Annotated in this window: 31 protein-coding genes, 2 tRNA genes and 1 pseudogene; 29 read left to right on the top strand and 5 right to left on the bottom strand. The window is 32.0% G+C overall.

The window, feature by feature from the left end:
- Positions 1-33: 33 nt before the first annotated feature.
- Both STK_RS02650 and STK_RS02645 read left to right on the top strand, forming a co-directional pair.
- Positions 34-303: a UPF0147 family protein gene (locus STK_RS02650; protein WP_010978435.1), complete on the top strand. Its 270-nt coding sequence runs from the start codon at positions 34-36 to the stop codon at positions 301-303.
- A gap of 37 nt (positions 304-340) precedes the next feature.
- Positions 341-441, top strand: a tRNA-Leu gene (locus tag STK_RS02645).
- A gap of 283 nt (positions 442-724) precedes the next feature.
- On the opposite strand, the gene STK_RS02640 is transcribed toward STK_RS02645, so the two are convergent.
- The gene (locus STK_RS02640) at positions 725-2,332 is read right to left on the bottom strand and encodes a hypothetical protein (RefSeq protein ID WP_052846334.1); all 1,608 of its coding nucleotides are present in this window, start codon (positions 2,330-2,332) and stop codon (positions 725-727) included.
- 340 nt (positions 2,333-2,672) lie between these two features.
- On the opposite strand from STK_RS02640, the gene STK_RS02635 reads away from it, so the two are divergent.
- Together STK_RS02635 and STK_RS15540 are read left to right on the top strand one after the other, a co-directional pair.
- Entirely contained in the window at positions 2,673-2,891 is a 219-nt protein-coding gene (locus STK_RS02635) for a hypothetical protein (protein WP_052846332.1), read from the top strand.
- A 221-nt stretch (positions 2,892-3,112) separates the two neighbouring features.
- Positions 3,113-3,241, top strand: a pseudogene (locus STK_RS15540) (putative integrase); the annotation flags it as partial.
- 33 nt (positions 3,242-3,274) lie between these two features.
- Here STK_RS15540 and STK_RS02630 read toward each other — a convergent pair.
- A tRNA-Leu gene (locus tag STK_RS02630) sits at positions 3,275-3,358 on the bottom strand.
- A gap of 757 nt (positions 3,359-4,115) precedes the next feature.
- Between STK_RS02630 and STK_RS02625 the strand changes: the two genes are divergently transcribed.
- The 8 genes from STK_RS02625 to spn all read left to right on the top strand — a co-directional run bounded on the left by STK_RS02625 (position 4,116) and on the right by spn (position 9,361).
- Complete coding sequence (locus tag STK_RS02625) at positions 4,116-4,427, top strand: 50S ribosomal protein L21e (protein WP_010978432.1); 312 nt, start codon at positions 4,116-4,118, stop codon at positions 4,425-4,427.
- Between the two features lie 5 nt (positions 4,428-4,432).
- Positions 4,433-4,777, top strand: a complete 345-nt coding sequence (locus tag STK_RS02620) for a DNA-directed RNA polymerase subunit F (RefSeq protein WP_052846882.1) — start codon at positions 4,433-4,435, stop codon at positions 4,775-4,777.
- 32 nt (positions 4,778-4,809) lie between these two features.
- The gene (locus STK_RS02615) at positions 4,810-5,478 is read left to right on the top strand and encodes a DUF655 domain-containing protein (protein WP_010978430.1); all 669 of its coding nucleotides are present in this window, start codon (positions 4,810-4,812) and stop codon (positions 5,476-5,478) included.
- Positions 5,450-6,112, top strand: a complete 663-nt coding sequence (locus STK_RS02610; protein WP_010978429.1) for a 16S ribosomal RNA methyltransferase A — start codon at positions 5,450-5,452, stop codon at positions 6,110-6,112. The genes STK_RS02615 and STK_RS02610 overlap by 29 nt, the downstream gene beginning before the upstream one ends.
- On the top strand, positions 6,064-6,669 hold the full coding sequence (locus tag STK_RS02605) for a HemK2/MTQ2 family protein methyltransferase (RefSeq protein ID WP_010978428.1): 606 nt from the start codon (positions 6,064-6,066) through the stop codon (positions 6,667-6,669). Before STK_RS02610 ends, STK_RS02605 begins: the two co-directional genes overlap by 49 nt.
- Entirely contained in the window at positions 6,647-7,330 is a 684-nt protein-coding gene (trmJ, locus tag STK_RS02600) for a tRNA (cytidine-2'-O-)-methyltransferase TrmJ (RefSeq protein ID WP_010978427.1), read from the top strand. Before STK_RS02605 ends, trmJ begins: the two co-directional genes overlap by 23 nt.
- A gap of 37 nt (positions 7,331-7,367) precedes the next feature.
- Positions 7,368-7,949, top strand: coding sequence for a 30S ribosomal protein S3ae (locus STK_RS02595; RefSeq protein WP_010978426.1), 582 nt, complete (start codon positions 7,368-7,370; stop codon positions 7,947-7,949).
- Between the two features lie 206 nt (positions 7,950-8,155).
- Positions 8,156-9,361 carry a bifunctional sugar-1-phosphate nucleotidylyltransferase/acetyltransferase gene (spn, locus tag STK_RS02590; RefSeq protein WP_010978425.1) on the top strand — a complete coding sequence of 402 codons (1,206 nt, stop codon included), beginning with the start codon at positions 8,156-8,158 and terminating at the stop codon, positions 9,359-9,361.
- On the opposite strand, the gene STK_RS02585 is transcribed toward spn, so the two are convergent.
- Entirely contained in the window at positions 9,351-10,553 is a 1,203-nt protein-coding gene (locus STK_RS02585; protein WP_010978424.1) for a redox-regulated ATPase YchF, read from the bottom strand. The two genes, spn and STK_RS02585, sit on opposite strands and share 11 nt — an antisense overlap.
- A gap of 61 nt (positions 10,554-10,614) precedes the next feature.
- Here STK_RS02585 and STK_RS02580 point away from each other — a divergent pair, with 61 nt between their 5' ends.
- The 14 genes from STK_RS02580 to xpf all read left to right on the top strand — a co-directional run bounded on the left by STK_RS02580 (position 10,615) and on the right by xpf (position 18,514).
- Entirely contained in the window at positions 10,615-11,262 is a 648-nt protein-coding gene (locus STK_RS02580; RefSeq protein WP_010978423.1) for a 50S ribosomal protein L15e, read from the top strand.
- Complete coding sequence (locus STK_RS02575) at positions 11,259-11,702, top strand: RNA-binding domain-containing protein (RefSeq protein WP_010978422.1); 444 nt, start codon at positions 11,259-11,261, stop codon at positions 11,700-11,702. Before STK_RS02580 ends, STK_RS02575 begins: the two co-directional genes overlap by 4 nt.
- On the top strand, positions 11,677-12,222 hold the full coding sequence (locus STK_RS02570) for an RNase P p30-like protein (RefSeq protein WP_052846330.1): 546 nt from the start codon (positions 11,677-11,679) through the stop codon (positions 12,220-12,222). Before STK_RS02575 ends, STK_RS02570 begins: the two co-directional genes overlap by 26 nt.
- On the top strand, positions 12,209-12,631 hold the full coding sequence (locus STK_RS02565) for an Rpp14/Pop5 family protein (protein ID WP_052846328.1): 423 nt from the start codon (positions 12,209-12,211) through the stop codon (positions 12,629-12,631). Before STK_RS02570 ends, STK_RS02565 begins: the two co-directional genes overlap by 14 nt.
- Positions 12,632-12,724: 93 nt before the next feature.
- A complete protein-coding gene (gene psmA / locus STK_RS02560) occupies positions 12,725-13,453 on the top strand; it encodes an archaeal proteasome endopeptidase complex subunit alpha (protein WP_052846326.1) in 729 nt (242 codons plus the stop codon).
- Between the two features lie 19 nt (positions 13,454-13,472).
- Complete coding sequence (locus tag STK_RS02555; RefSeq protein ID WP_010978418.1) at positions 13,473-14,174, top strand: ribosome assembly factor SBDS; 702 nt, start codon at positions 13,473-13,475, stop codon at positions 14,172-14,174.
- Between the two features lie 7 nt (positions 14,175-14,181).
- Positions 14,182-14,925 (top strand): exosome complex RNA-binding protein Rrp4, encoded by a 744-nt coding sequence (gene rrp4 / locus STK_RS02550; RefSeq protein WP_010978417.1) that lies wholly within the window; start codon positions 14,182-14,184, stop codon positions 14,923-14,925.
- Entirely contained in the window at positions 14,891-15,622 is a 732-nt protein-coding gene (gene rrp41 / locus STK_RS02545) for an exosome complex exonuclease Rrp41 (protein WP_052846320.1), read from the top strand. Before rrp4 ends, rrp41 begins: the two co-directional genes overlap by 35 nt.
- Positions 15,623-15,624: 2 nt before the next feature.
- A complete protein-coding gene (rrp42, locus tag STK_RS02540; RefSeq protein WP_010978415.1) occupies positions 15,625-16,452 on the top strand; it encodes an exosome complex protein Rrp42 in 828 nt (275 codons plus the stop codon).
- A 15-nt stretch (positions 16,453-16,467) separates the two neighbouring features.
- On the top strand, positions 16,468-16,680 hold the full coding sequence (locus STK_RS02535) for a 50S ribosomal protein L37ae (RefSeq protein ID WP_010978414.1): 213 nt from the start codon (positions 16,468-16,470) through the stop codon (positions 16,678-16,680).
- Positions 16,661-17,191, top strand: a complete 531-nt coding sequence (locus STK_RS02530; RefSeq protein WP_198429731.1) for a Brix domain-containing protein — start codon at positions 16,661-16,663, stop codon at positions 17,189-17,191. The genes STK_RS02535 and STK_RS02530 overlap by 20 nt, the downstream gene beginning before the upstream one ends.
- Positions 17,166-17,411: a KEOPS complex subunit Pcc1 gene (locus STK_RS02525; RefSeq protein ID WP_010978181.1), complete on the top strand. Its 246-nt coding sequence runs from the start codon at positions 17,166-17,168 to the stop codon at positions 17,409-17,411. Before STK_RS02530 ends, STK_RS02525 begins: the two co-directional genes overlap by 26 nt.
- Positions 17,389-17,766 (top strand): prefoldin subunit beta, encoded by a 378-nt coding sequence (locus tag STK_RS02520; RefSeq protein WP_010978412.1) that lies wholly within the window; start codon positions 17,389-17,391, stop codon positions 17,764-17,766. The genes STK_RS02525 and STK_RS02520 overlap by 23 nt, the downstream gene beginning before the upstream one ends.
- 46 nt (positions 17,767-17,812) lie before the next feature.
- On the top strand, positions 17,813-18,514 hold the full coding sequence (gene xpf / locus STK_RS02515) for a 3'-flap repair endonuclease Xpf (protein WP_198429778.1): 702 nt from the start codon (positions 17,813-17,815) through the stop codon (positions 18,512-18,514).
- On the opposite strand, the gene STK_RS02510 is transcribed toward xpf, so the two are convergent.
- Positions 18,500-19,507 carry an NAD(P)/FAD-dependent oxidoreductase gene (locus STK_RS02510; RefSeq protein WP_010978410.1) on the bottom strand — a complete coding sequence of 336 codons (1,008 nt, stop codon included), beginning with the start codon at positions 19,505-19,507 and terminating at the stop codon, positions 18,500-18,502. The two genes, xpf and STK_RS02510, sit on opposite strands and share 15 nt — an antisense overlap.
- A 133-nt stretch (positions 19,508-19,640) precedes the next feature.
- Between STK_RS02510 and STK_RS02505 the strand changes: the two genes are divergently transcribed.
- Positions 19,641-21,854, top strand: a complete 2,214-nt coding sequence (locus STK_RS02505) for an elongation factor EF-2 (protein ID WP_052846316.1) — start codon at positions 19,641-19,643, stop codon at positions 21,852-21,854.
- Positions 21,855-21,860: 6 nt separating this feature from the next.
- Entirely contained in the window at positions 21,861-22,586 is a 726-nt protein-coding gene (locus STK_RS02500; protein WP_010978408.1) for an HAD family hydrolase, read from the top strand.
- Here STK_RS02500 and STK_RS02495 read toward each other — a convergent pair.
- Entirely contained in the window at positions 22,569-23,915 is a 1,347-nt protein-coding gene (locus STK_RS02495; protein WP_010978407.1) for a M28 family peptidase, read from the bottom strand. The genes STK_RS02500 and STK_RS02495 overlap by 18 nt on opposite strands.
- Positions 23,916-23,918: 3 nt before the next feature.
- On the opposite strand from STK_RS02495, the gene STK_RS02490 reads away from it, so the two are divergent.
- Entirely contained in the window at positions 23,919-24,509 is a 591-nt protein-coding gene (locus tag STK_RS02490; RefSeq protein ID WP_010978406.1) for a DUF447 domain-containing protein, read from the top strand.
- Positions 24,510-24,522 lie beyond the last annotated feature (13 nt).

The raw sequence follows: 24,522 nt of genomic DNA, 5'->3' as shown, positions 1-24,522 counted from the left end.
AAAGTATAATAAATATGATACGGTGAATCAAATATGGCATCCCTTTATGACAATGAGGCAAAAATAAAACAAGCAATAATAATGTTACAAAAGATAGTAAATGATACTAGCGTACCAAGAAATATTAGAAGGGCCGCAACTGATGCAATAAGAAACTTGCAAGATTCATCATTAAGCCCGGCCGTAAGAGCCGCAAATGCAATAGGCATACTCGAAGAAATAAGTCAAGACCCTAATATGCCCACACATACAAGAATATCAATTTGGAATGTAGTATCTATGTTAGAAACTGTAAAAGACTGATAAGCTTTTTATTCTTAACATTAGTTTTTTATTTTGTGCGGGGGTGCCCGAGCAAGGTCAAAGGGGTCGGGCTTAGGACCTTAATGGTAAGATCCCCGATGGCATAGGCCTGCGTGGGTTCAAGTCCCACCCCCCGCATCTCCTTATAATTAAACTTCAAATAATACCAAACGCACCAATAATATATAATCTTAATAAAAAGTGAATTATTATGAGACTATTTCTTAATTTTTATTTATAAATTTTATATATTGAATAAAGAATAAAAACTAAATCTAAAATCCATCAAATTTTTACTAAACGTCTATCTTTGAGAGTAAATGAAAGTATTATATTGCGGTAAGTGAGGCATCGTTAAATAGAATCTTTATCCATGGTCGTAAATTCCCTTATTGGGAAAGATAAGAGTAGGAAAAAATTATTAACAAGATATTCCTTGATTCTCCAAATATAATGATAACTCATCCTCTAGGAATGAGATTATATCATCCTCACTTTCCTCAGCATCAACATCATACATTAATCCATTCAGGTACTCTTGCACTTGTTGCGCATACATTATTTTCTCATTCCTTGTTAAATTTGGTTGAGATTCTATACAACTATTTATAAAGTTTAAAACCTCATTATAAACCCTATTCAACTTCTCAACATACTTCTTAGAATCACTAACTATTTGCTCCTCACTCTCCCAATCTTCAACAGCCATTACAGCAGCAAAAGCTATACCAGCAAGAACACCAGAAGCAACAAGACTACCAACAGCCCTCCTAGCACTCCTAACACTACCCAAAACAATATTCACAGCCTCCCTCTGCCCCAAACCATCAATAAAACCATCAATATTAGACGCATCAGGAACCTTCATAACAGCCAAAATATAAAAACCCCACTTAAAATCATCTGGCGGAGGTTGCGATAACAAACCCCTATCAGAAATTATCTGCCCACCTATATTAACAACAAAGCTAGTAATCCCACTAACCAACCCCAAAACACCATAATTAGAACACATATCAGGATTACTAGGACTATACTTACCAAGATAAAGCACAGAACCAATAGACATATCATTCAACATGAAAGAGGGTGAAGCAAGAAAATTATAAAAGTCGGGGTAGAGCAAGTTTTTTGTAGAGTAAAATGGTGAAAATTTTGGGAAATTAATCACTACAACTCTCATAAGTCCTAGAAATAATTGGCTAGGATAGTTTGGACTTACCAAGCCAGCTGTGTAAAGCCCAGGATAAGGATAGGGGAACTTACTACTTAACTCTATTAAGTGGGTAGACACAGATTTACTTAGGTATGTATGTCCTTCCTTAGTATATTTAAAATTATTAATCTGGTAGATTGCTAGATCATTTAATTTGGGTTGGTATGTTAGTAGTTGTGGTATTGCTGATGGGAGTACTAGTTGGTTTACTGATTCTTGATAGTTAGTATTGCTTGTAAGGGTGTAGTATGTTGGGTCTTTCCATTGAAGGTTAGGTTTTAATAAGACTGGGATTATGCAAATTTGCATGTAGTTCTCGTTTAGTGATACTGCGTACTTCTCTAGTGCTTTAGCGTTTATCCTAGTTCCTCCCCCAACTTTTATATTTGAAGTGGAATAGCCTAATTGTGTTCCTCCTTGAAATATATAGTACTTTCCAGACCGCCAATACCTTGGTGCACACCCTCCAATAAACCACAATACTCCTTCTTCATTAGACCTTATCACTACACCTTGCCTTACAATGTTCACTAATGACCCAGTATCTGATCCCATTCTATCCGGTACTATCATCGCTGGATAAAGCCAAAACATATTATCCTTAAAAGCCCTCCTATTCCCAAGAACCTGACACCTAGCATCTTGCTCATACTCTTGTGGTACCCTTAAACCACCACGCACAGCCAAAGTAAACTGCTCCATCGTATCATCATTAGCTCCCTCACCTTTCTCTATATAATAATAATAAATACCATATTCATAATTTGCACTTTGACTTGTTATTTCCTCCAATTCTTGTAGTTCTTGAGCCATTAACATCTAGTTTTAATTCACATTTCAAAAATCTTTTCATAATACATAAAAAGAAGAATGATTAAACAGAGTAATATCAAATAAGGGAAGATAAGAGAAAGTATTATATCATCAAATAAAGGTAAAAGATATAATCAATAGCAAGATCTTTAGACAAAATTATAGAATTTTACATAAAATTAGGGTTAGAGGAGATACTACATCATAACGCCTTTAACAAGTCTGGATTTGCAACCGTAGGAGAGAGAGTGTGCTCCAACAGTACACGGTAGACTCAAAATCACCTAAATCTACAATTCGAGGTTATTTGGAAGGTTTTATGAAAAAGAGATAAAGGAGAATGGGATTCAATTTTAATAATAGACATGTATGGCTAACTCAAGATGGTTTTATTAATGTTATAAGAACTCTCCTCCTGGACTATATCAAATTAAAACTAATGAGGTATAATGAGGTTAATGAGCCTAAGCTGAATAAGATACTTAAGATTACAGCTTCAGTAAAGACAAACCAAGAGAAAATCTTGAAAAGAGATACTGAAGTTAAGAGACATAATTGAGGAAAATGGAGAATGAAGATAAAGGTTACAAATTCATGAAGATAAGCTTTAAAGATATTGAAAAGGAAAAAAGTGAAGAGCAAGGCATTAATTTTTAATCAGTAACTTAGTTGCTAAAATTCAGTTTTTTGCGTAATTAAAAAATTTTATCATCGCCTTCAACTCCATGGCTGATTTGATAATTATCAACGTTTTTAAGCTAAGGGCGTGATAATTGGGTTATTGATAATAAAGCTTTCACTTTTTGTGATATCAGAATTAGGGAATTTAAGGGAAAGTATTATGTTTATGTTTATCTAATAAAGAAGGGTGAAGGTAGCCAGAGAAAGGATCATTACATGGGTTCTTTAGATAAGATTGTAGAATTTTACGTAAAAGCAGCGTGCGGGGGGTGGGACTTGAACCCACGCAGGCCTTCGCCAGCGGATCTTAAGTCCGCCCCCTTTGACCAGCTCGGGCACCCCCGCGTGCCCTAGAAATAAATATTTTTGCAATCCCTTATATTGTTTTCGACCATAAATTACGTTATACCTTGACTCTCTATAGTTCGATAAATAGAATAATAAAAAATAAGATGATATTATTAACTTTACATTTGCTTATGAAGACGGAATGAATTATAAAATGTAATATAGTATTTTGTGCTAATGTAATTAGATCAGAAAACATCTTTTAAGTTGTTTCGAGTATATATAGCATTTATAGATGTGTTATTTTACCTTAATATAAATATTCTTAAAAGGTATTGAGCTAGATTTTGAAAGGATTAATAAATAAAGTAGAAGATTAGTTGATATCAATAGTATCGCTAAAATTACATAGGGGTTTTCTATATATATTAAATAGAAGATCTTTACTCTCGAATTTAGGGTTGTTAAAGACATTATATATAATGCCTTTAAAGTCTTAAAGAGTATAATAGTCCTAATAAAAATATTTTACTAGAATTATTGTATCGTTAATTGTCGGTATTATTTTAGATAATTCTGTATGTTCATTCACAATCGGCATATTGTGAGATAATGTGAAAATTTCTAGAAATAATGCTATTTACCTATGTTATATTTCTCTTTGTTCCATGAGGCTCATCTAAAAATAATCTAGAAATATAATAGAGTTCACTATGTTATATTGCGTCTCTCAAAAGAAAAGAATTTCTACTTACCAGCAAAGGAAAACAAAAATCTTAATTGTCACTTAGTTTTAGTTTGATAAGGAATAAACATGGTTAAGCATTCAAAGGGTTATCGAACAAGAACTAGAAAGCTCTTAACTAAGAATGTGAGAGAAAGAGGTGCAGTACCAAGATTAAGTCTATTAATGGAAGAATTTAAAGAAGGAGATTATGTAGTAATTAAAATTAATCCTTCTGTACATAAAGGAATGCCTCATAGAAGATATCATGGTAAGGTAGGTGTAATTCAAGGAAAAAGAGGTAAAGCCTATATCGTAAGAGTTACATTAGGTGATAAAGAGAAGGTTATCATAGTTAGACCAGAGCACTTGGCAAAATTTAATGGTATTAAAAATGGGTGAAGATCTTGTCTTTTTCTCTAAAAATAGAAGAAGAGCATTATGTTCCGTATTCTTTTGCTAAAAAAATTCTTCAAGATCTTATATCTAATGGTACTTCTTCTACTATTTTACAAAGAACTTTTGAATATTTAAATAGTGTAGCTAAATGTAGTAGTGAAGACGCATTAAAGATAATGGATGAATTAAAAGAGATTATACAGAGAGAGGATGTGAGAGCAGTAATTGCAAGTATTTGCCCTACCACAATAGAAGAAGTTAGATCGATTTTAGTATTAGATTCTGGGAAAACTTATACTACCGAACAAATACAGAAAATAATTAATATAGTTAAGTCACACATGGAGAGTTGAGATTTTTACTCTTTAAAACAAATATATTGTGTATGCAGAGACGAAGGGATGTAAAAGTCAGAATGGAAAAGATTGCATACATTTTAGACTATATGAGGCAAGGTAATCCGCTGGATAAACACCCACAACATAAAAACAGGCCTGTTATGCAATTACTAGGAGAGGATTATTTTATGCTTATGGAGGCAACTCCTTTATCAAGTAATATTGATTTCCAGATAGAACAAAAATTAGAATTAGAAAATTCACCTATAAAGATTGATTTCCACATAACTTATGAAGATCTGACAAGTGTTGCTAAGGATGAACTACCTAAAGTTATTAGAAAGATAATTACAGAAGATAAATCATCTATATTTGTTGAGTTTTTCAATAAGGCAGAACCACTTACCTTAAAACTTCATGCTTTAGAGCTTTTACCAAATATAGGTAAGAAAACGCTAAGAATAATACTGGAAGAGAGAAAGAAACAGCCCTTTGTTGATTTTAAAGATATTGAAAACAGAGTGGGGATAAAAGATGTTGTAGGTTTACTCATTGAGAGGATAATTAAAGAATTACAAGGAGGAGAAAAATATTATCTATTTGTATATCCGTTATTTGATGAAAAGAGTAAAAAACTTGGTGAACATTCTATCTATATAGGGTACCTAGAGAAATTGGGAAAATATAATGAATCTGGGTCAACATTTTCTAGTTAATGAGGAAACTATAAAAAGATTTGTTTCTTATGTTGATCTCTCTTTTAGGCCAATAATAGAAATTGGTGGTGGAAAAGGTAATATTACTAAATATATCAAACCAGATGTAGTAATTGAAATTGATAAGAGATTTTCTTCTTATCTTCGTAATCTTGTTATAGCTGACGCTAGATTCCTACCCGTAATAAGAGGCCAAATAGTTTCATCGTTGCCATATTACATTACTTATGAATTCTTTGAAGAAATAATTAGAATAGATCAAATTAAGAAACTAATTCTTATTTTACAATATGATTTTGTTAAAAAAATATTAAATGAGCCTACTTATATCTCTTTCATACTAAATTATTATTATAAAATAGATGTGAAAGAAAATATTCCGCCATGGTTTTTTAAACCAAAACCAAGGGTTTATTCTACTATTGTTCTTTTTACAAGAATTAGAAGTTATGATGAGAAAATAAATTTGATTTTGAAATGCATAAGTAAATATAGAAATAAAAAAATTACAAATGCTGTAAAACTATGTAATTTATCTTCTTCTTTAAGTACGGATATAAATAAAAGAGTAAGGGATTTTAAACCATGTCAAGTTTTAGAGTTATTGAATATAATAAGTACAAAATATGTCTAAATGATGAAACTTATGAACCATCAGATGACACTGGATTATTATTAGATATAATAAAGATAAATAAAGGAGAGAAAGTAATTGATATTGGGACTGGAACTGGAATTTTGGGTTTACATTCCCTATTTCAAGGAGCTAAAGAGGTTATTTTTGTAGATATAAATCCATTTGCTACAGAAGCTACATTATGCACTCTAAGAATGTATCCATTTACGTCGTATCATATTTTAAATTGTGATTTAATGGAATGCTTTCGACATAATGTAAATTTTGATGTAGCTATTTTTAATCCTCCATATTTACCCTATGAAGAATACCATAGATGGATCGAATATAGTTGGTCGGGTGGTAAAACTGGAGTAGATGTACTAGTAAGGTTCTTGAGAATTGTTAAAGCAAAAAGGATCTATACACTATATTCTTCTTTGGATGATGAGGACTATTTGCAAGAAATCATTAACAAATTAAAATATAGAATTTCATTAAGAAAAGAGAAAACTATAGGTTTTGAAACCCTTTATGCTTTAGAGATATATAATGATAAGATTAGTGATAGTTGAACCAGAAGGGTCATATAATTTAGGATTCATTAGTAGATTAGCGAAAAATTTTCTAGTAGATGAATTATATATAGTCAATCCGCATTGTGACTTAGAAGAAGCAAAAAAATTTTCTGCTAAAGGTTTAGAATACTTAGAAAAAGCAAAAATAGTAAATAACTTTGATGAAGCAATAAAAGACGTTGAACTTAAAATTGCCACTTCTAGTATAGCTGATATAAAAGGAGATATATTAAGAAAATCAATTAGACCTTGGGAATTACCTAGAATAATAGAAGGAAAAAAAGTAGCGCTGATATTTGGTAGAGAGAGTGTAGGCCTTACTAGGGAAGAGATAGCCAAATCCGATTTACTCTTATTTATCCCTGGAAATCCGGAATACCCTGTCCTTAATTTATCTCATGCTGTTGGTATAGTGCTTTACGAAATATGGAAAAGTCGAGGTGAAAATAAACCAGTTATTAGCGGAGAGGCTATATCGCTTATTGATAAATACTCTAGAGATTTAGTAAACTTGATAAAAAGTAACGAAGGAGATGAAGCTATGTATATAGCATTAAAAAGAGCCCTAATTAAAGGAATCGGTGATGAGGAAGAGGCAAGAACGATTATAAGGTTACTAAGAAAGCTATACATTAAATTAACGAGGAAAATAGAGTAGTGAACTTTTTATAAAAGTATGAAATAAGAAGATTAGCATGTCGTCAAAGACAGCAATCAAGGACAAGTGGAAATTGAAGAAATGGTTTACAATAGTTGCACCTAAAACTTTTGGAGAAGTAGTTTTAGGTACAACACCCGCATTTGATGCTAACCAAGCTTTAAACAGAAAAGTAGAAACTACACTTTATGATCTAACTGGAGATTATAGTTTAGTGTATGTACACTTATACTTTAGAGTAATAGGGGTTGAAGGAGATAGATTATTAACAAGATTTGCTGGTCATGAACTCTCAAGGGATTATATCAGGTCGTTAGTTAGAAGAAAAAGTTCAAAAATAGATGCTATTACTGATGTAACAACTAAGGATGGTTATGTATTAAGAGTTAAAGGATTAGCATTAACCACTTATAGAGCACATAGGTCGCAAAAGACAGAGATTAGAAAAATAATTTGGAATATTCTTTCAACTAGAGCATCTGAAACTACGTTTGATGAGTTTGTACAAGACATTGTATTTGGAAAACTTTCCAACGATATTTTCCAGCAAGCTAAAAAAATCTATCCCTTAAGAAAAGTAGAAGTAGAAAAAACCAAACTATTAAAAGCACCAGCTTGAATATATTTTTATATTATAAAATTTTCTATGTTATATTAGGTTATATTATAGTAAAAGTCGTTTTTAAATATTTTATTTTCTTTAAGAAAAGTCATGTTACTTATAGTCTCTTAAAACCTTAGATGAAAGCTAGGTAAAGATTACTATAAACCCGTAGTTCAAGTTAGGATTAATGAAATATAATAGGTTTAACTTATAAATAGTGGATGAAGGCATTTATTCTTGCTGCAGGTTCTGGTGAAAGATTAGAACCAATAACGCATACAAGGCCTAAAGCTTTTGTTCCAATTCTCTCAAAGCCGTTAATCGAGTACCAGATAGAGTATTTAAGAAAATGTGGAATCAGAGATATAACTGTAATAGTTTCTTCTAAAAATAAAGAATATTTTGAGAAAAAACTTAAAGAAATATCTATAGTTACTCAGAAAGATGATATAAAAGGGACAGGTGCGGCCATATTGTCTGCAAAGTTTAACGATGAAGCACTTATAATTTATGGAGATTTATTCTTTTCAAACGAGAAAGAAATATGTAACATAATAACTCTAAAAGAAAATGCAATAATAGGTGTTAAAGTTAGTAATCCAAAAGATTACGGTGTACTTGTATTAGACAATCAGAATAACTTATCTAAAATTATAGAAAAACCAGAGATACCTCCATCAAATCTTATAAACGCTGGTATTTACAAACTCAATTCTGATATTTTTACATATCTAGATAAAATATCTATCTCGGAAAGAGGAGAACTTGAACTTACTGATGCCATAAACCTTATGGCAAAAGATCATAGAGTAAAGGTAATAGAATATGAAGGATATTGGATGGATATAGGAAAACCTTGGAACATAATTGATGTAAATAAATGGGCTTTAGATAATCTTGTATTTAGTCAAAATCTTGGTAATGTTGAAGATAACGTAAAGATAAAAGGAAAAGTTATCATTGAGGAAGACGCAGAAATTAAGTCTGGAACTTACATAGAAGGACCAGTTTATATTGGAAAAGGAAGCGAAATTGGACCAAATTCCTATTTAAGACCTTATACTATACTAGTTGAGAAAAACAAAATAGGAGCATCAGTTGAAGTAAAAGAAAGTGTGATTATGGAAGGATCTAAGATTCCGCACCTTAGCTATGTTGGTGATTCTGTCATTGCAGAAGATGTAAATTTTGGTGCAGGCACTTTAATAGCTAACTTAAGGTTTGACGAAAAAGAAGTTAAGGTTAATGTAAAAGGAAAAAGAATAAGTAGTGGAAGAAGAAAACTAGGGGCATTTATTGGAGGGCATGTTAGAACTGGAATAAACGTTACCATATTGCCTGGCGTAAAAATTGGTGCTTATGCTAGAATATATCCTGGTGCGGTTGTAAACAGAGATGTCGGCTATGGTGAGTTTTTCAAGGTCTAGCAGTTGATGACACTATTTTTATTACATCCCCATCTTGTAATTGATATTCCTCACCTACTCTTACTTTCTTTTTAACGTTTATCGCAAAGAGAAAACCTTTGGCCAATTCAGAATGAATAACACTTGCCAAGTCCTTGGGCGAAGATCCTTTCTTTATTAAGATTGCATCGGGTAATATATTACCATTATGATCGGTTAACTTCTTTTCATCTTCCACGGGGTATACGACTATCATAGATAAAGCACCAAATACAGCCGTATTTAGTGCTTCTTGAACACCCGTGCTTCCGTAAATTTCTAGTACATTTTTCTTTATATAATCCAATGCTTCTTTCTGTTTAGGATTTAACTCCTTTAATATCTTAAAATCTTTCTCTCCTGGAATATATTCTATAATTCCTGCTTTACTTGCTTTTCTGAGAGCTAGTTCTGCCTCAGCACTAGTAGGAATAACATAATTATATTTTCGCTTTAACTTCTCGATAAATTTTCTTGATTCTGGAATATCGGCCTTATTAGCCGCTATAACTATGGGCTTTGATATTTCTCTTAACTTTCTCGCAAAGTTTCTTAAATCTTCTTCACTCCATTGCATTAATTTTAAATTTTCTAGTTTAGTTTCCCTTAATGTTTCTATTATATGATATTTATTAATAGATAATCCAGAGAGTTTTGATAATAATTCGTCTATTGGATCTTTATTTGAAAGATCTACCGTCCTTGCAAACTTCTGCCAATCTTTACTTATAATTGAATAGAACCATTCTTCAATTTCCTTCTCTATAAAAGATATATCTTCTTCTGGGTCTCTTGAGCCAGGTGCTACAGGTATTCCTTCTTCATTAGTAGAACCACTAGCATCTATTACATGAATCAAAACATCAGCTTTCCTTAAATCATCTAGAAATTTATTTCCAAGCCCTCTTCCTTCATGTGCACCAGGAATTAAACCAGCTACATCAACCAGTTTTACTGGAATAAACCTATAATCTCCTATACATATAGAATTTTTAGGATTACATTTTACGCCAAACTCTACATGAACACATTTCTTCTTTACATATGCTATTCCTACATTTGGCTCTATAGTTACAAATGGTCTATTTGCAATAGGTACGTCTATTAATGTAGCTGCAGAGAAAAATGTGCTTTTACCTACATTGGTTTTTCCAATTAAACCAATAGTTATCATTCATGATAATGTGGAGAAACACATTTATTAAGTAGTTGCTCATTTTAACATTAGGAGAATAATGACATCATCTATGTATAATTATATAGAACAAACATGGCAGTCTGATGAGTGGAAAAAAGTGTTACGACAAAGATTAATAGAGTGGAGAAAGAGTCCAGCTGTTGAGAGAATAGACAAGCCCACAAGGTTAAATAGAGCTAGAGCAATAGGTTATAAGGCTAAACAAGGTTTCGTTGTGGTCAGAGTTAGAGTAAGAAGAGGAGGACTAAATAAGCCTAGACCAAACAGTGGGAGAAGGCCAAAAAGAATGGGAGTTTATGGTTATTCTCCAGCTAAAGGATATAGATGGATAGCAGAGGAGAAAGCTGCAAGAAAGTTCCCTAATTTAGAAGTCTTAGGTAGTTATTACGTTGGCGAGGATGGAATGTATAAATATTATGAGATTATTATGGTTGATCCAAATCACCCCGTAATAAAGTCGGATCCAAACTTAAAGTGGTTACAAGATCCTGCTAATAGAAAGAGAGTATTTAGAGGTCTAACTAGTGCTGGAAAGAAAGCTAGAGGTTTATTAAAGAGTAGAGGACTTAAGGGTACTGTAAAGCATAAGTGGAAGAAAAAAGAAAAAGAAAGAGAACAAAAGAAGAGACATGAAGCAACTAAGTATTATAGGCTTCAAAACTACGATAAATTACCTGGGAAATGAAACTCTCAAACTTATCTATTATAATTTTTTGTCATGAGACTGAAAATAAAGATAAAATTTTAGTGGCTTTGGGAGATTTTTTTGGAAGTATTTTAAAATCCTCAGAGTTAATAGAAACGAAAGCCGAAGGCCATTATGGTAATTCTATTGAAATCATAGAATATAAACTGAGTGGAAAAAATGCCACTGAGGTTGCAAATAAGATATTTAACTCTTTTGATTATGCTGATTTAATACTTTTGTTATCGACATTAGATGAAAGAATGGAAGGAAGTAAACTTCATTTAAGAATAGATAAACAACGATTTATTGCAGAGAAGAAAATTAGCTTAAAAGATGGTGATGATATAATTAAAATAATAATGAGCTTTAAAGGAAAAGTTACGGAGCAACTTAAAGAAGAGTTGAAACAAATTGCTAATAGAAACTTGCATACTTAATTCAGCTCTTTTTAACTATCTAAAAAAGGTAGGATATGATTACTTTTTATCAGAGGATCATTTAATGGGACATAGAAGGATAAGTATAGAAGCTAAGAATTCTAAGAGCATTGTAAATTTTCTTAAATCAAATCCTAAGAGTCTAGTGTTTGTAAAACCACTAAGCGTGGATGCGTTGAAATATTCTATTATAGATGATAAAATAAGTGGTGTTATATTATCCATAGAAAATATTCATATATTCAAAAAGACAATGCTCAATTTAATCAGAGAATATGAAAAACCAGTAGAAATCCAATTACGCCACTTAAATTCATTTGTTTTAAGAAAATTTATAATATGGTCCTACAAGTGGATATCTGTCCCTTTAATATCTTCTTGTGCAAGTTCTTTAGGAGAGATCTGGCCTCCTTTGTCTAAAATAAACTTACTAGTTATTCATGGAGCAGACGAAGAAGAGGCGATTGATTGGATTTATTTTTCACCACAAAGACTTATTTCAAAGTATGAACATTCTTAACTTACTACTTTTCATCTGGCTTTTAGTTCTTACTGTTATGGTTATTTTCTCATATAGAACTAGAATAATCTATATTAAAAAAATTAAAAACAAGAGGGATACAAGAGCTAAAAGATATGTTATTTTTGATATAATCAGTGAAGATAACTTCGAAATAAGGGAAATTGAAGAAGCAGTGAGAAACTCAGTAAAGGAATTAGGAGGAAAAATTTGGCTAGATCTTTCAAATCCTAAAGTTATTATGATATATAATAATCGTGGTATTATATCTACTAATAGAATAGGCTATAAGATTATTATAGCAAGCTTACCTTTAATAAAAAAGATTAAGAATAAGGAAGTTCTTCTTGTACCTAGAAGAACTACAGGAAGTTTAAAAAGGGCTAAACGATTAATAGGAATTGAGTGATGATGCCGTCCCAGACTGTATCATGATGAACACGCGACGAACTGATAACACTTTTTAACACTTATTATATCTACTGATATTGGGAGAAGAAATTTGGCATTTGGACCAGCAGCAATGGGATATGATAGAGCTATAACAATATTTTCTCCAGATGGATCATTATATCAAGTAGATTATGCCTTTGAGGCAGTAAAGAAAGGTTGGACTACTTTAGGGGTAAAAACAAAAGCTGGAGTTGTTCTCATTGGAGAAAAAAGAAAAGCCACCCAACTTCTTGATGTTGATAGCATAGAAAAAGTCTTTATCCTTGATGACCATGTAGGATGTAGCTTTGCTGGATTAGCCTCAGACGGAAGAATATTAATTGATTATGCTAGATCTCAAGCACTTCAGCATAGGTTAATATATGATGAACCTATCAATATTGACTATCTTACAAAATTAGTTTCAGATGTAAAACAAATGTATACCCAACACGGTGGAGTAAGACCCTTTGGTGTTGCTTTAATTATAGGTGGTATTGATAGAGGAAAAACTCCAAAATTATTAATGACAGAGCCAAGCGGTCAGTTTATGCCTTACTATGCTGTAGCTATTGGACAAGGTGGGTATACCGCAACAGAATACTTTGAGAAAAACTATAGAGAAGATCTCAATATGCAAGATACAATATTACTAGGAATTAGAGCCTTAGCATCTACTCTTAAACCCGGAGAAAAACTTGCACCTTCTAATATTGAAGTTGGATTTGCAGATGTAGATTCCGGAATGTTTAGAAAGATGAGTTTCGAAGAAAGAGCATCAATATTACAAAAATTATAATTGGGGTGAAAATAATTTCATGACCAAGAAAGAAGAATATGTTATCGCTAGATATGAGCATGGTGGTGAAAGATTTGAAATACTAGTAAAACCTAAAGAAGCTAACGAATTAAAAAGTGGGAAAAGTATAAGTTTGTCTGATGTTGTTGTATCCGATGAAATATATAAGGATGTAAAAAAAGGGCTTAAAGCGTCTCCTTCAGCTTTAAAAAAAGTTTTTGGAACCACTGACTTTGAGGAAATCGCACGGCAAATAATTCTTAAAGGAGAAATTCAAGTGACTGCAGAGCAAAGAAAAGAAATGATAGAGAATAAAAAGAAACAAATAATAGATTATATTTCAAGAAACGCTATAGATCCTAAAACTCATTTACCTATACCTAGAACTCGAATTGAAATGGCAATGGAGCAAGCTAGAGTCCAAATAGATCCTAATAAAGATGTAGAGGGACAAGCATTGCAAATAATAAAAGAAATAGCTAAAGTGATTCCTATAAAAGTTGCTAAAGCGTTAATAGAAATAAAAGTTGATCCAAAACATAGTTCGAAAGTAAAGTCACAACTCCATAATTTGGGTGAAGTAAAGAAGACTAATTGGCTAGGTGATGGCACTTTAATAGCTGAATTAGAAATCCCAGCAGGAATGCAACAGGAGGTTATAGATAAGTTAAATTCTCTAACTAAAGGAGAAGTTGAAGTAAAGATTCTTCAAGTGAAGTGAGATAAAAATGTCTAATAGTAAGATATATTTTGAAGATAGAAGCATAGTCACCCCAGGAGATTTAATTGCCGAAGGAGACTTTCAAATACCATGGTCACCATATTATTATAAGATAGGAAATAAATATTATTCGTCCATAACAGGTTTAATAGAAGTCAAGGAAAATTTATTTGAGATAGTTCCATTAGAAGGACATAGATATATCCCGAAAGTTGGTGATACAGTTATTGGATTAATAGAAGATGTTGAAATTTATGGATGGGTTCTGGATATAAAATCACCTTATTCTGCATACTTACCAGCTTCTTCATTCTTAGGTAGGCCAGTTAGCCCAGGAGAGGACTTGCGTAGATACCTTAATTTGGGAGATTACGTAATTGCTAAAATAGAAACCTATGATAGAACGATAAATCCTATTTTATCTATAAAAGGGAAAGGTTTAGGAAGAGTATCTAGCGGAATAGTAATTGATATACCTCCAGTAAAAGTCCCGAGAGTAATCGGGAAAAACAGAAGCATGCTTGACACATTAACTAGCGAAACAGGCTGTGAAATTCTTGTTGCTCAAAATGGAAGAATACTAGCTAATTGTGCTACTAAGATGATTGAAGAAGCTTTAGTTGAAGCTATTCAGATTATAGAAAAAGAATCTCATATAAAAGGACTAACGGAAAAAATAAGAAAGTTTTTGAGAGAAAAATTAGGTGAGACAAAAAATGATTCAGCTACAAAAACCGAGGCTAATACTTGATAATGGACTACGATTAGACGGTAGAAAGCCAGATGAAATGAGACCTATAAAGATAGAATTGGGCGTTTTGAAGAATGCTGACGGCTCAGCAATATTCGAAATGGGAAATACAAAAGTTATTGCAGCAGTTTATGGCCCAAAAGAAATGCATCCTAGACATTTAGCTTTGCCAGATAGAGCCGTATTAAGAGTTAGATACCATATGACTCCTTTCTCTACTGACGAAAGAAAAAATCCTGCTCCTAGTCGAAGAGAAATAGAACTGTCTAAAGTAATAAGGGAAGCATTAGAATCAACAATCTTAGTAGAATTATTTCCAAGAACTGTTATAGATGTATTCATGGAAGTTTTACAAGCAGATGCAGGAACAAGATTAGTTTCTTTAATGGCTGCATCTATGGCTTTGGCTGATGCAGGAATTCCTATGAGAGACTTAATAGCTGGTGTAGCAGTAGGAAAAGCGGATGGAGTTTTAGTATTAGATTTAAACGAGCCAGAAGATATGTGGGGAGAAGCTGATATGCCAGTAGCTATGATGCCGTCACTTAAGCAAGTTGCGTTACTCCAACTAAATGGAAATATGACACCACAAGAGTTTAGACAAGCATTAGAGATGGCTCAAAAAGGAATTGAAACAATATATAATTTAGAAAAAGAAGCCATTAGGAGCAAATATGCAGAATTAAAGGAGGAATAAAAATGTCAATCACGCCTTCTAATCAAAACATAACTTCCTTGCTTAAAAAAGAAAGTATATTAAACGCATTAGAAAGAGGTATTAGATTAGATGGAAGAAAGAATAGTGATTATAGACCAATTTCTGTTACACTCAATTATGCTAAAAAAGCCGAAGGTTCAGCTTTGGTAAAACTAGGAGATACAATGGTTTTAGCCGGTGTAAAATTAGAGGAGGAAGAACCGTTTCCAGATACTCCAAACCAGGGAAACTTAGTAGTTAACGTAGAACTCCTTCCTTTAGCTTACGAGACATTTGAGCCAGGACCACCAGATGAAAATGCTATAGAATTAGCTAGAGTTGTGGATAGAAGCCTTAGAGATTCAAAAGCAGTTGATCTATCTAAATTAGTTATTATACCAGGTAAAAAAGTATGGACTGCATGGGTCGATGTATATGTTCTTGATTATGGAGGAAATGTATTAGATGCTTGTACTTTAGCAGCAGTTGCGGCTCTATATAATACTAAACTTCCTAAAGTTGAAATAGAAGGAGATAATGTAAAAATAATAAAAGAGGAAAAAACTGATGTAACTCCAATTGCTTATCCAGTAGTCACTGTTACTGTTGCTAAAATAGGTAAGTATCTTGTTGTAGATCCAAGTTTAGATGAAGAAAGTATTGCAGATGTAAAAATCTCATTCTCTTACGTACAAGATGGTAGAATAGTAGGAATGCAAAAGAGTAATTTTGGAAGCTTAAGCTTACAAGAAGTAGATGTTGCAGAAAGTTTAGCAAGATCAGCTTCACAGAAATTATTCGAAGAGCTTAAAAAGCAAATTAATATGTAATTATGGTGATTAGAAATGGGAAAAGTTACAGGAATTGCTGGTAGATTTGGTGCACGATACGGCTCTTCAGTCAGGAAGAAATGGAAAGAGATAATGGAAAAACGGTATCAAGATCATCAATGTCCCGTATGTAAAACAACCGGAAAAGTGGTTAGAATAGCTTCTGGGGTATGGTATTGTAAAAAGTGTGGTGCTAAGTGGGCAGGTCTTGCTTATACACCGTATTGAAATAGTTTTTACTTCAAGTCGTGACGCTCCATTAAGAGTAAGAACTTTTTTAAATGAGTTGACTTATGTTTTTCCTAATTCCATAAAGATTAATAGAGGTAGACAAAGTCTTAAAGATATTATAGCTAAATCAATTTATTTAAACTCAAAATATCTAGTTATAATCGATGTCATAAAGGGAAACCCAGGTAGATTTAGAGTATACGACCTTACATCAAAAATGCTTAAATATAACTTTATAATTTATGGTGTAACATTACTTACAGAATTAAAATTACATAGAACATTAATCAAAAGAGGATGTATAGGAAAAATTGAAGATCAGAAAATAAAAAATATGTTAATTGATCTAGGTTACATATATATTGAAAATTGCGATGTATATGCTAATGGAGATTACATAATAAAAGACAATAATTATGTATTTGAACTGAAATTCACGAAAGATGATAAAATATTAGGACCTGTCATTAGATTTCAGCTATATGATAGAAATAAAAATATTAATTAACTCTACTGAAGAAGAAAGACAGCTTATATTTAATTCTGTATTACCAGAGGGTATAGACACTAAGTATATCAGAATAGATAGAGAGAACTCGGAAATTATAATAAAAGCACCTACAATAAGTAGGGGTAGAGCTATAATGAACTCTTATATATCCTGGATATACACAATATTGGAGACAATAAAAAGGGTGAATAAGGATGACAGAGAGAATTCCCCCTGAACTTCAAACACAATTAGTAAAATTACAACAATTACAAGATCAATTAAATAGACTTCTTACTGAAAAAAATGTAATAGATAGTGAATTAAGAGAAGTAAATAAAATACTTCAAGAGCTCTCTCAATTACCAGCTGGTACGACAGTTTACAAAATAGTTGGAAATTTACTAGTTAAAACAGATAAAGAAACAGTACAAAAGGAGTTAGATGATAGGAAAGAAATTTTAGAATTAAGATCTAGAACTTATCAGAAACAAGAAAACTTACTGAGAACGCAACTAGAAGATTTGCAGAAAAAAGTAAATGAACTACTTGCAAAGTATTATCCCCAAAGTGGGGGAGCTATAAAGGCATAATTTTTTGAACCAAGTATTTTATATTATATTAACTTCAATTTATTACTTGATGCTTAGAATTTATGCTGATTATCGTGAAAAGAACAGCGGAGTCCCAGATATTATTAAAGAATTAGGTGCTATTGTAATTTTTGATAATTTGAGTGTAGGAGATTATGTTATATCTGATGAAATAGCAATAGAAAGAAAAAGCGTAGAGGACTTGGTTAACTCTGTATTTGATAAAAGATTCTTTGATCAATTAAGTAGATTAAGTGAAGCTTACGCTAAACCTTTCATACTAATTGAAGGTGATATGGAAAAAGTTAGAAAAATTACCTCTAGATGGAAGGCTATAAATTCTGCCTTAACAAGTGCTATTTTAGAGTTTGATCTACGAGTAGTGTACTCCAATGATAGGAAAGAATCTGCTGAAATCATTTACAAAATAGCTGAGAAAAGTTCTACCTCTCAGAATAAAAAAATATTAAACCTTCATGAAAAACCAAAATTTGAGAGTTTAAGGGATATGCAGCTATATGTAGTTGAAGCTTTTCCTCAAATTGGGAGTAAATTAGCAGAGAGATTATTAGAAAAATTTGGAAGCATAGAAAGAATTTGTAATGCAAGTGTATCCGAGCTAGAAAAAGTTCTGGAGAGTAGAAAGAAAGCTGAGGAAATATATAAAGTTATACATACAACATATACGAATAAAAAGGAGGAAAGAAATAATAAAACTTCTTTGCTTGACTTCTTAGAGCCTAAATGAAACTACAGCTTTCTGTTTTTCTGCTTTCCAATCAACATTTACTGGAGGTAAGCCAGACTTGCTCCTTAAATAGTTGTACGCAGAAAGTGCAGCTTTCACTCCTTCTGCAGCAGCTACAACAGCTTGCTTGTATGGAGTATTTGTAACATCACCAGCAGCGAATATTCCTTCTACATTAGTTCTTCCTAATTCATCTACTATTATTTCTCCTTTTTCATTGAGTTTTATAAAATCTTTTAAGAACTCTGTTCGTAAAACATAACCCATTTCTATTATTACTCCATCTACATTTAGAATTTTATCTTCTTTTGTCTTAGAATTTTGTATAACTATTCCCTCAACTTTAGAATTTCCAATAATTCTAATCACTTTATATCCTAAAAACATTTTTATATTTTCATTGTTCAATATTGACTTTAATGTGCCCTCATCTCCTCCAACCAACTGAGTAGACATAGAAATATAATAAGCAGGTCTTGCATATTTTGAAAGAAGTTCTATAGCTTCTACGCCAGGCTCTCCTTCTCCTACAACTGCAGCTGGCTTATCTTTAAAAAATGCAGCATCACAAATTGCACAATACGATACACCTTTACCTTTAAATTCTTTCTCACCCGGCACATTAAGTTCTCTAGGTGTCTTACCGAACGCTAAAATAACAGTCTTAGCCTTATAACTTCCTAAAATACCTTGAAGTTCAAAAATATCGCCTTTTTTATCTATCTTGTATATTTCTTCTCCATAGATGAATTTAGCTCCAAACCTCTTTGCCTGCGACTCTACCTTTCGCGCTAAACTAAGTCCACTTAAAGGCTCAACTACAGGATAATTCTCTATGAGATCAGTTAATGTTAGTTGTCCTCCTAAATCTTTTGAGACAACTAACGTTTTCATTCTTTGCCTTGAGGTATATAAAGCGGCACTTAGCCCAGCAATTCCTGCTCCTACTATGATTACATCATATATTTCATTATGTTGATTCAATTGTTGCATATTTACTTATTTTAAATCTTATGATAAAAAGTTGTTTATTAAAAAGATTGTATCAATTATTGATGTAGGATATCCATTACACTTTAATATTCTGAAGTTAAGTTACTAAATACTAAATGTGGTGATTTAAACCTTGCCCCGATATAAGACAGTTGAGCAAGTTCTTAGTTTAATGAAAGATATTACTAGAGTAAGAAATATTGGAATAATTGCTCATGTAGATCACGGAAAGACTACAACTAGTGATACTTTATTAGCTGCAGCCGGTATAATTTCACAAAAAGTTGCTGGAGAGGCATTAGCATTAGACTACCTTTCCGTAGAACAACAAAGAGGTATTACAGTAAAGGCAGCAAACATAAGCTTGTACCACGAAATAGAAGGAAAAGGTTACGTAATTAATTTAATTGATACTCCTGGTCACGTTGATTTTAGCGGTAGAGTAACTAGAAGCCTTAGAATATTAGATGGTTCTATTGTTGTTGTTGATGCAGTAGAGGGAATAATGACTCAGACAGAAACTGTACTAAGACAAAGCCTTGAAGAAAGAGTAAGACCTATACTTTTCATTAATAAAGTAGATAGATTAGTTAAAGAACTAAAGTTAAGCCCGCAAGAAATACAGAAGAAACTAATAGATATGATAGTAGAGATAAATAACTTAATCGAAATGTATGCAGAACCCGAATATAAGGACGCTTGGAAAATAAAACCAGAATTAGGTAATGTGGTATTTGGATCAGCAAAAGATAAGTGGGGATTTAGCGTACCAATAGCACAGAAAAAAGGAGTTAAATTCAGTGATGTAGTAAATGCATATTCTAGTGGGGATAAATCAAAAGTAGAAGAACTAGCTAACAGAGTTCCTATACATGAAGCATTATTAGAAACTGTTATTAAATTTGTTCCAAATCCTAGAGATGCACAAAAATATAGAATTCCTAAAATCTGGAAAGGAGATCTAGATAGCGATATAGCAAAAGCAATGATAAACGCAGATCCTAACGGACCTATTGTCCTTATGATAAGTGATATGAAAGTTGATCCACATGCCGGTTTAGTTGCTACTGGTAGAGTATTCTCTGGAACATTAAGAGCTGGAGAAGAAATATGGTTAGTAAACGCAAAAAGACAACAAAGAGTTTTACAAGTAAGCCTTTACATGGGACCAACAAGAGAATTAGCTGAAGAGATTCCTGCTGGTAATATAGCTGCAGCTTTAGGACTAGATCAAGCTAGATCTGGAGAGACAGCAGTAGATATAAAGTATAAAGATGCGAATGTAGGTTCATTTGAATCTCTACATTATGTATCAGAACCTGTAGTAACAATATCTGTTGAGCCAAAGAATCCAAAAGATCTTAATAAGATGATTGATGCACTTAGAAAACTAAGTATTGAGGATCCAAACTTACTTGTAAAGATTAATGAGGAGACTGGTGAATATTTGCTTTCAGGTATGGGATTCTTACATCTTGAAGTTTCATTACAATTATTGAAAGAAAATTACGGTGTAGATGTTGTAACCTCACCACCAATTGTAGTCTATAGAGAAAGCATAAGAACTAAGAGCCAAGTATTCGAAGGCAAATCTCCTAATAAACATAATAAACTATATATCAGCGTTGAACCATTAAATGAACAGACAATTGAGTTAATCGCTAATGGAACTATAAAAGAGGATATGGATTCTAAAGAAATGGCAAGAATACTTAAAGAACAAGCAGACTGGGACTACGATGAAGCTAAGAAGATAGTTGCTATAGATGAAAACATAAATGTATTTGTGAATGCTACAAGCGGTGTACAACATCTAAGGGAAGTAATGGATACCATACTTCAAGGGTTTAGATTAGCGATGAAAGAAGGACCATTAGCTCATGAACCAATAAGAGGATTAAAAGTTGTATTGCATGATGCTATTATCCATGAAGACCCAGCTCATAGAGGACCAGCTCAGTTATATCCAGCCGTTAGGAATGCTATATTTGCTGGGTTCTTAACTTCTAAACCAACATTACTAGAACCTTTACAAAAGCTAGATATCAGAGTTCCAATGGATTTCGTTGGAAACGTCTCTGGCGTTATAACTAGGAAAAGAGGAAAAATACTCAATATGACTCAGATGGGTAGTATAGCCAGAATTACAGCAGAAATTCCAGTTTCTGAATCTTTTGAACTTGCAAGCGAGCTTAGAGCAGCAAGTGCAGGCAGAGCGTTCTGGGGTACAGAATTTAGTAGATGGGCTCCAGTTCCAGATAGCCTATTATTAGATGTAATTATGAAAATAAGAGAGAGAAAAGGCCTGCCTAAGGAGTTGCCTAAGGTAGAGGACTTCTTAGCGTGAAATTGCATGGAAGAGTTCAACATATTTAAGGATGTTAAGGCTATATTTTTTGACTTTGATAACACTTTAGTTTCTTTTGATAACCTTTCTAATCAAGCTTTACTTAAGGTGGCAGATGATATATTGGATTACATTAGAGAAAATTATCCTAATGTAAATGTAGATCGTGATGAGCTCTCAAAGACGCTTATAGAAATAGCGAAAAAACTAGATGAAGAAGGGGTTTATGACAGAAGACTATGGTGGGAGGAAGTATTAAAGAAATATAGTGTAAAGGCAGAGATGGAAGATTTATACGAGTGGACTCAAATATACTGGAGTATAGCTGGAAACAATACACCTTATGAAGATAGCTTGGATGCAATAGAATATTTAAAAAGAAAGGGATTCAAATTAGGTATAATAACTAATAGTGACGGAGAATGGGGTAATAAAAAACAGAGAATCAACAGATTTCCATTAGTATCATATTTTGATATAATCACTATAAGTGGTGAAAACAACATAAAACCTAAACCTAATGTGCAACCATTTATATTATCTTGTGAAAAACTCAATCTCTCAGTAAACCAGTGTCTTATGGTTGGAGATGATCCAATTAAAGATTGCTTAGCTGCCAAGAAGGCTGGTTTATATTCCATATTGGTTGATAGAGAAGGAAAAGTCAAATTCGCAGAACTTTATGCGGATTTTGTAATTCAAAATCTAAAACAGTTAGAAGAGATTTTTTAGTTGAATTAGATATTCATTTGTAATTTCTTTTTGTAAGTAATACAGAAATTTCTCATAAAGTTTGCTGCATATTTCATCTTCACAGTAATTTCTTAATTCCACAAAATCTTCTATTGCTACACTATTTTGGTATGCTTTATTGATGCCAACAAGTTTATGAAATAAATAAGTCTGTATTGTATTCTTGCTTAAATCTAATACACTTCCGTAAAATTTTAAAAGTTCATTATACTTTCCACGCTCTATCAAATTTAATGCTAACTCCTTAATTTCTATAGGTAATGGCGTATCAAATATTACGTTAACAAGCTCTTGTGGATTTATTGTAATCTCGTTGGAGAGAAATACATTTAAAAGCTTTACTATTTCTTCATAATTCTCAGTTTCACTGATCTCATCAGCTTCTGAATGATAATATGGATAATCTATATCCGACATCGAAATTGTAGGAATTCCCCTCTTTAAAAAGTTATAAGAATCGGTATAAGGTGAAGGGTACTGGACAGCATTTTTAAAATACTTAAAAAGACCTGGAGTTACAAAAAATTTTGAATTTAAGGTTAAGTTATCTAAACTTATAGATAATTTTGCATCTATTTTATTTGACCTCAAAAAATTATATGAACCACAAGCCCACGAAAAACTACTGAAAAAACATCCACTTTCTTCTGCTGTAAAAGAAATTAAGTGTAATTCGTATTTTTCACTTTTTAATTCTGGTAATATGGAGACTGAAATTAAATCATCATGTTCCCCCTTAAACCAATGATCATGATGAGCGGTCACATAGATCTTATCCTCAGTTTTACCTGGTATTATTCCTTCAATTGTATATCCTATTGAATCCTCAAAAGATGATTTTAAGAAAAATCTACATTTTCCTTTTATTTGATTTGCATCTTTATACCTTATATAAAATGCTGGTAACTTGGGCGGATTTTGAGGTAAGTGAGAAAGAGGAGTCCCGTTTTTCAGAACAATTTTTCTCATTAAATCATCTTGTGTAAAGACTAAAATTTTATTACTATTATTTCTATAATATTTATTAATATCTAAGATATTATTAATTTTAATGACTTGATAATCTGAAGTTTCTACATCTATTGAAGGAGAGTAAGGTAAAGAGATAGCCTCGATTTTTATTCCTTCACATTCTAGCTCTATTTCCTTCTCCTCCCATTTTAATACATTTTGAGGATTAATGTAAGTTGTTATTTTATTAACCTCAAAATATTCCTTTATTTTATCAACTATCAATCTTTCCTTTTTATCACCAGCTATTAATTCTCCGTATTTTGATAACTCTTTAACTCTTTCTCTTAATGTCATAATATGGACTCAGTAAAAAATATCATAAATTTTGTTTTTCCATATGATGGAATTTATGAAGTTATTTTAGGATCAAATGGAGTTAAACCAAACTTAGCTCCAATAGGTATAATTAAGGATGGAAATACTTTGAAATCAAAAGTTTATAAAGACACACTTACTTTTTCTAATTTAATTAAATATCAAAAGTGTTCTCTAAATATAATAACTGATTCAAGAGTGTTCTTTGAAGCATTTTTTAATGAGCTTAAAATAGAGGACTATATAGATAATATTCCTATAATTCCCGTAGGAGTAGTCTTTTTAGCTAATTGTTATTATGAAAAACTAGAAAATCCTACTTATTTCTTTTATGATTTGATTGATTATAAAAAATACGGAGAGTTTTACCATGCATTCAACAGAGGAAATTCTATGTTAATTGATCTGTTAATACACGTTTCTAGATTGGATATATATAGCAAAGAAGACATTGAAAAATATTTACCTATAATAAAATATGAGATTGACATTATACGTAAAACTATGCCAAATGACATAAAAATTATTGAAAAAATTAAGGAACTTATGTTACAGAAAGGGTTAAAAATTTAATTTCAAAAACCCC

It is taken from the genome of Sulfurisphaera tokodaii str. 7 (genome assembly GCF_000011205.1).
Classification (GTDB): Archaea; Thermoproteota; Thermoprotei_A; order Sulfolobales; family Sulfolobaceae; genus Sulfurisphaera; species Sulfurisphaera tokodaii.
The sequence above is the reverse complement of the archived record's forward strand: the minus strand, read 5'-3'. Positions and strand labels throughout refer to the sequence as shown.

What these genes read in the sequence shown, in the direction of transcription:
- STK_RS02625 (WP_010978432.1), top strand. Translation starts at nt 4,116, where the DNA reads ATGGTTAAGCATTCAAAGGGTTATCGAACAAGAACTAGAAAGCTCTTA.
- STK_RS02595 (WP_010978426.1), top strand. Translation starts at nt 7,368, where the DNA reads ATGTCGTCAAAGACAGCAATCAAGGACAAGTGGAAATTGAAGAAATGG.
- STK_RS02565 (WP_052846328.1), top strand. Translation starts at nt 12,209, where the DNA reads ATGAACATTCTTAACTTACTACTTTTCATCTGGCTTTTAGTTCTTACT.
- STK_RS02580 (WP_010978423.1), top strand. Translation starts at nt 10,615, where the DNA reads ATGACATCATCTATGTATAATTATATAGAACAAACATGGCAGTCTGAT.
- STK_RS02575 (WP_010978422.1), top strand. Translation starts at nt 11,259, where the DNA reads ATGAAACTCTCAAACTTATCTATTATAATTTTTTGTCATGAGACTGAA.
- STK_RS02495 (WP_010978407.1), bottom strand. Translation starts at nt 23,915, where the DNA reads ATGACATTAAGAGAAAGAGTTAAAGAGTTATCAAAATACGGAGAATTA.
- rrp42 (WP_010978415.1), top strand. Translation starts at nt 15,625, where the DNA reads ATGTCAATCACGCCTTCTAATCAAAACATAACTTCCTTGCTTAAAAAA.
- STK_RS02635 (WP_052846332.1), top strand. Translation starts at nt 2,673, where the DNA reads ATGGGATTCAATTTTAATAATAGACATGTATGGCTAACTCAAGATGGT.
- STK_RS02490 (WP_010978406.1), top strand. Translation starts at nt 23,919, where the DNA reads ATGGACTCAGTAAAAAATATCATAAATTTTGTTTTTCCATATGATGGA.
- STK_RS02520 (WP_010978412.1), top strand. Translation starts at nt 17,389, where the DNA reads ATGACAGAGAGAATTCCCCCTGAACTTCAAACACAATTAGTAAAATTA.
- STK_RS02605 (WP_010978428.1), top strand. Translation starts at nt 6,064, where the DNA reads ATGTCAAGTTTTAGAGTTATTGAATATAATAAGTACAAAATATGTCTA.
- STK_RS02610 (WP_010978429.1), top strand. Translation starts at nt 5,450, where the DNA reads ATGAATCTGGGTCAACATTTTCTAGTTAATGAGGAAACTATAAAAAGA.
- STK_RS02535 (WP_010978414.1), top strand. Translation starts at nt 16,468, where the DNA reads ATGGGAAAAGTTACAGGAATTGCTGGTAGATTTGGTGCACGATACGGC.
- STK_RS02640 (WP_052846334.1), bottom strand. Translation starts at nt 2,332, where the DNA reads ATGGCTCAAGAACTACAAGAATTGGAGGAAATAACAAGTCAAAGTGCA.
- trmJ (WP_010978427.1), top strand. Translation starts at nt 6,647, where the DNA reads ATGATAAGATTAGTGATAGTTGAACCAGAAGGGTCATATAATTTAGGA.
- STK_RS02555 (WP_010978418.1), top strand. Translation starts at nt 13,473, where the DNA reads ATGACCAAGAAAGAAGAATATGTTATCGCTAGATATGAGCATGGTGGT.
- STK_RS02525 (WP_010978181.1), top strand. Translation starts at nt 17,166, where the DNA reads ATGATAGAAATAAAAATATTAATTAACTCTACTGAAGAAGAAAGACAG.
- rrp41 (WP_052846320.1), top strand. Translation starts at nt 14,891, where the DNA reads ATGATTCAGCTACAAAAACCGAGGCTAATACTTGATAATGGACTACGA.
- STK_RS02615 (WP_010978430.1), top strand. Translation starts at nt 4,810, where the DNA reads ATGCAGAGACGAAGGGATGTAAAAGTCAGAATGGAAAAGATTGCATAC.
- STK_RS02500 (WP_010978408.1), top strand. Translation starts at nt 21,861, where the DNA reads ATGGAAGAGTTCAACATATTTAAGGATGTTAAGGCTATATTTTTTGAC.
- STK_RS02510 (WP_010978410.1), bottom strand. Translation starts at nt 19,507, where the DNA reads ATGCAACAATTGAATCAACATAATGAAATATATGATGTAATCATAGTA.
- STK_RS02650 (WP_010978435.1), top strand. Translation starts at nt 34, where the DNA reads ATGGCATCCCTTTATGACAATGAGGCAAAAATAAAACAAGCAATAATA.
- rrp4 (WP_010978417.1), top strand. Translation starts at nt 14,182, where the DNA reads ATGTCTAATAGTAAGATATATTTTGAAGATAGAAGCATAGTCACCCCA.
- spn (WP_010978425.1), top strand. Translation starts at nt 8,156, where the DNA reads ATGAAGGCATTTATTCTTGCTGCAGGTTCTGGTGAAAGATTAGAACCA.
- STK_RS02585 (WP_010978424.1), bottom strand. Translation starts at nt 10,553, where the DNA reads ATGATAACTATTGGTTTAATTGGAAAAACCAATGTAGGTAAAAGCACA.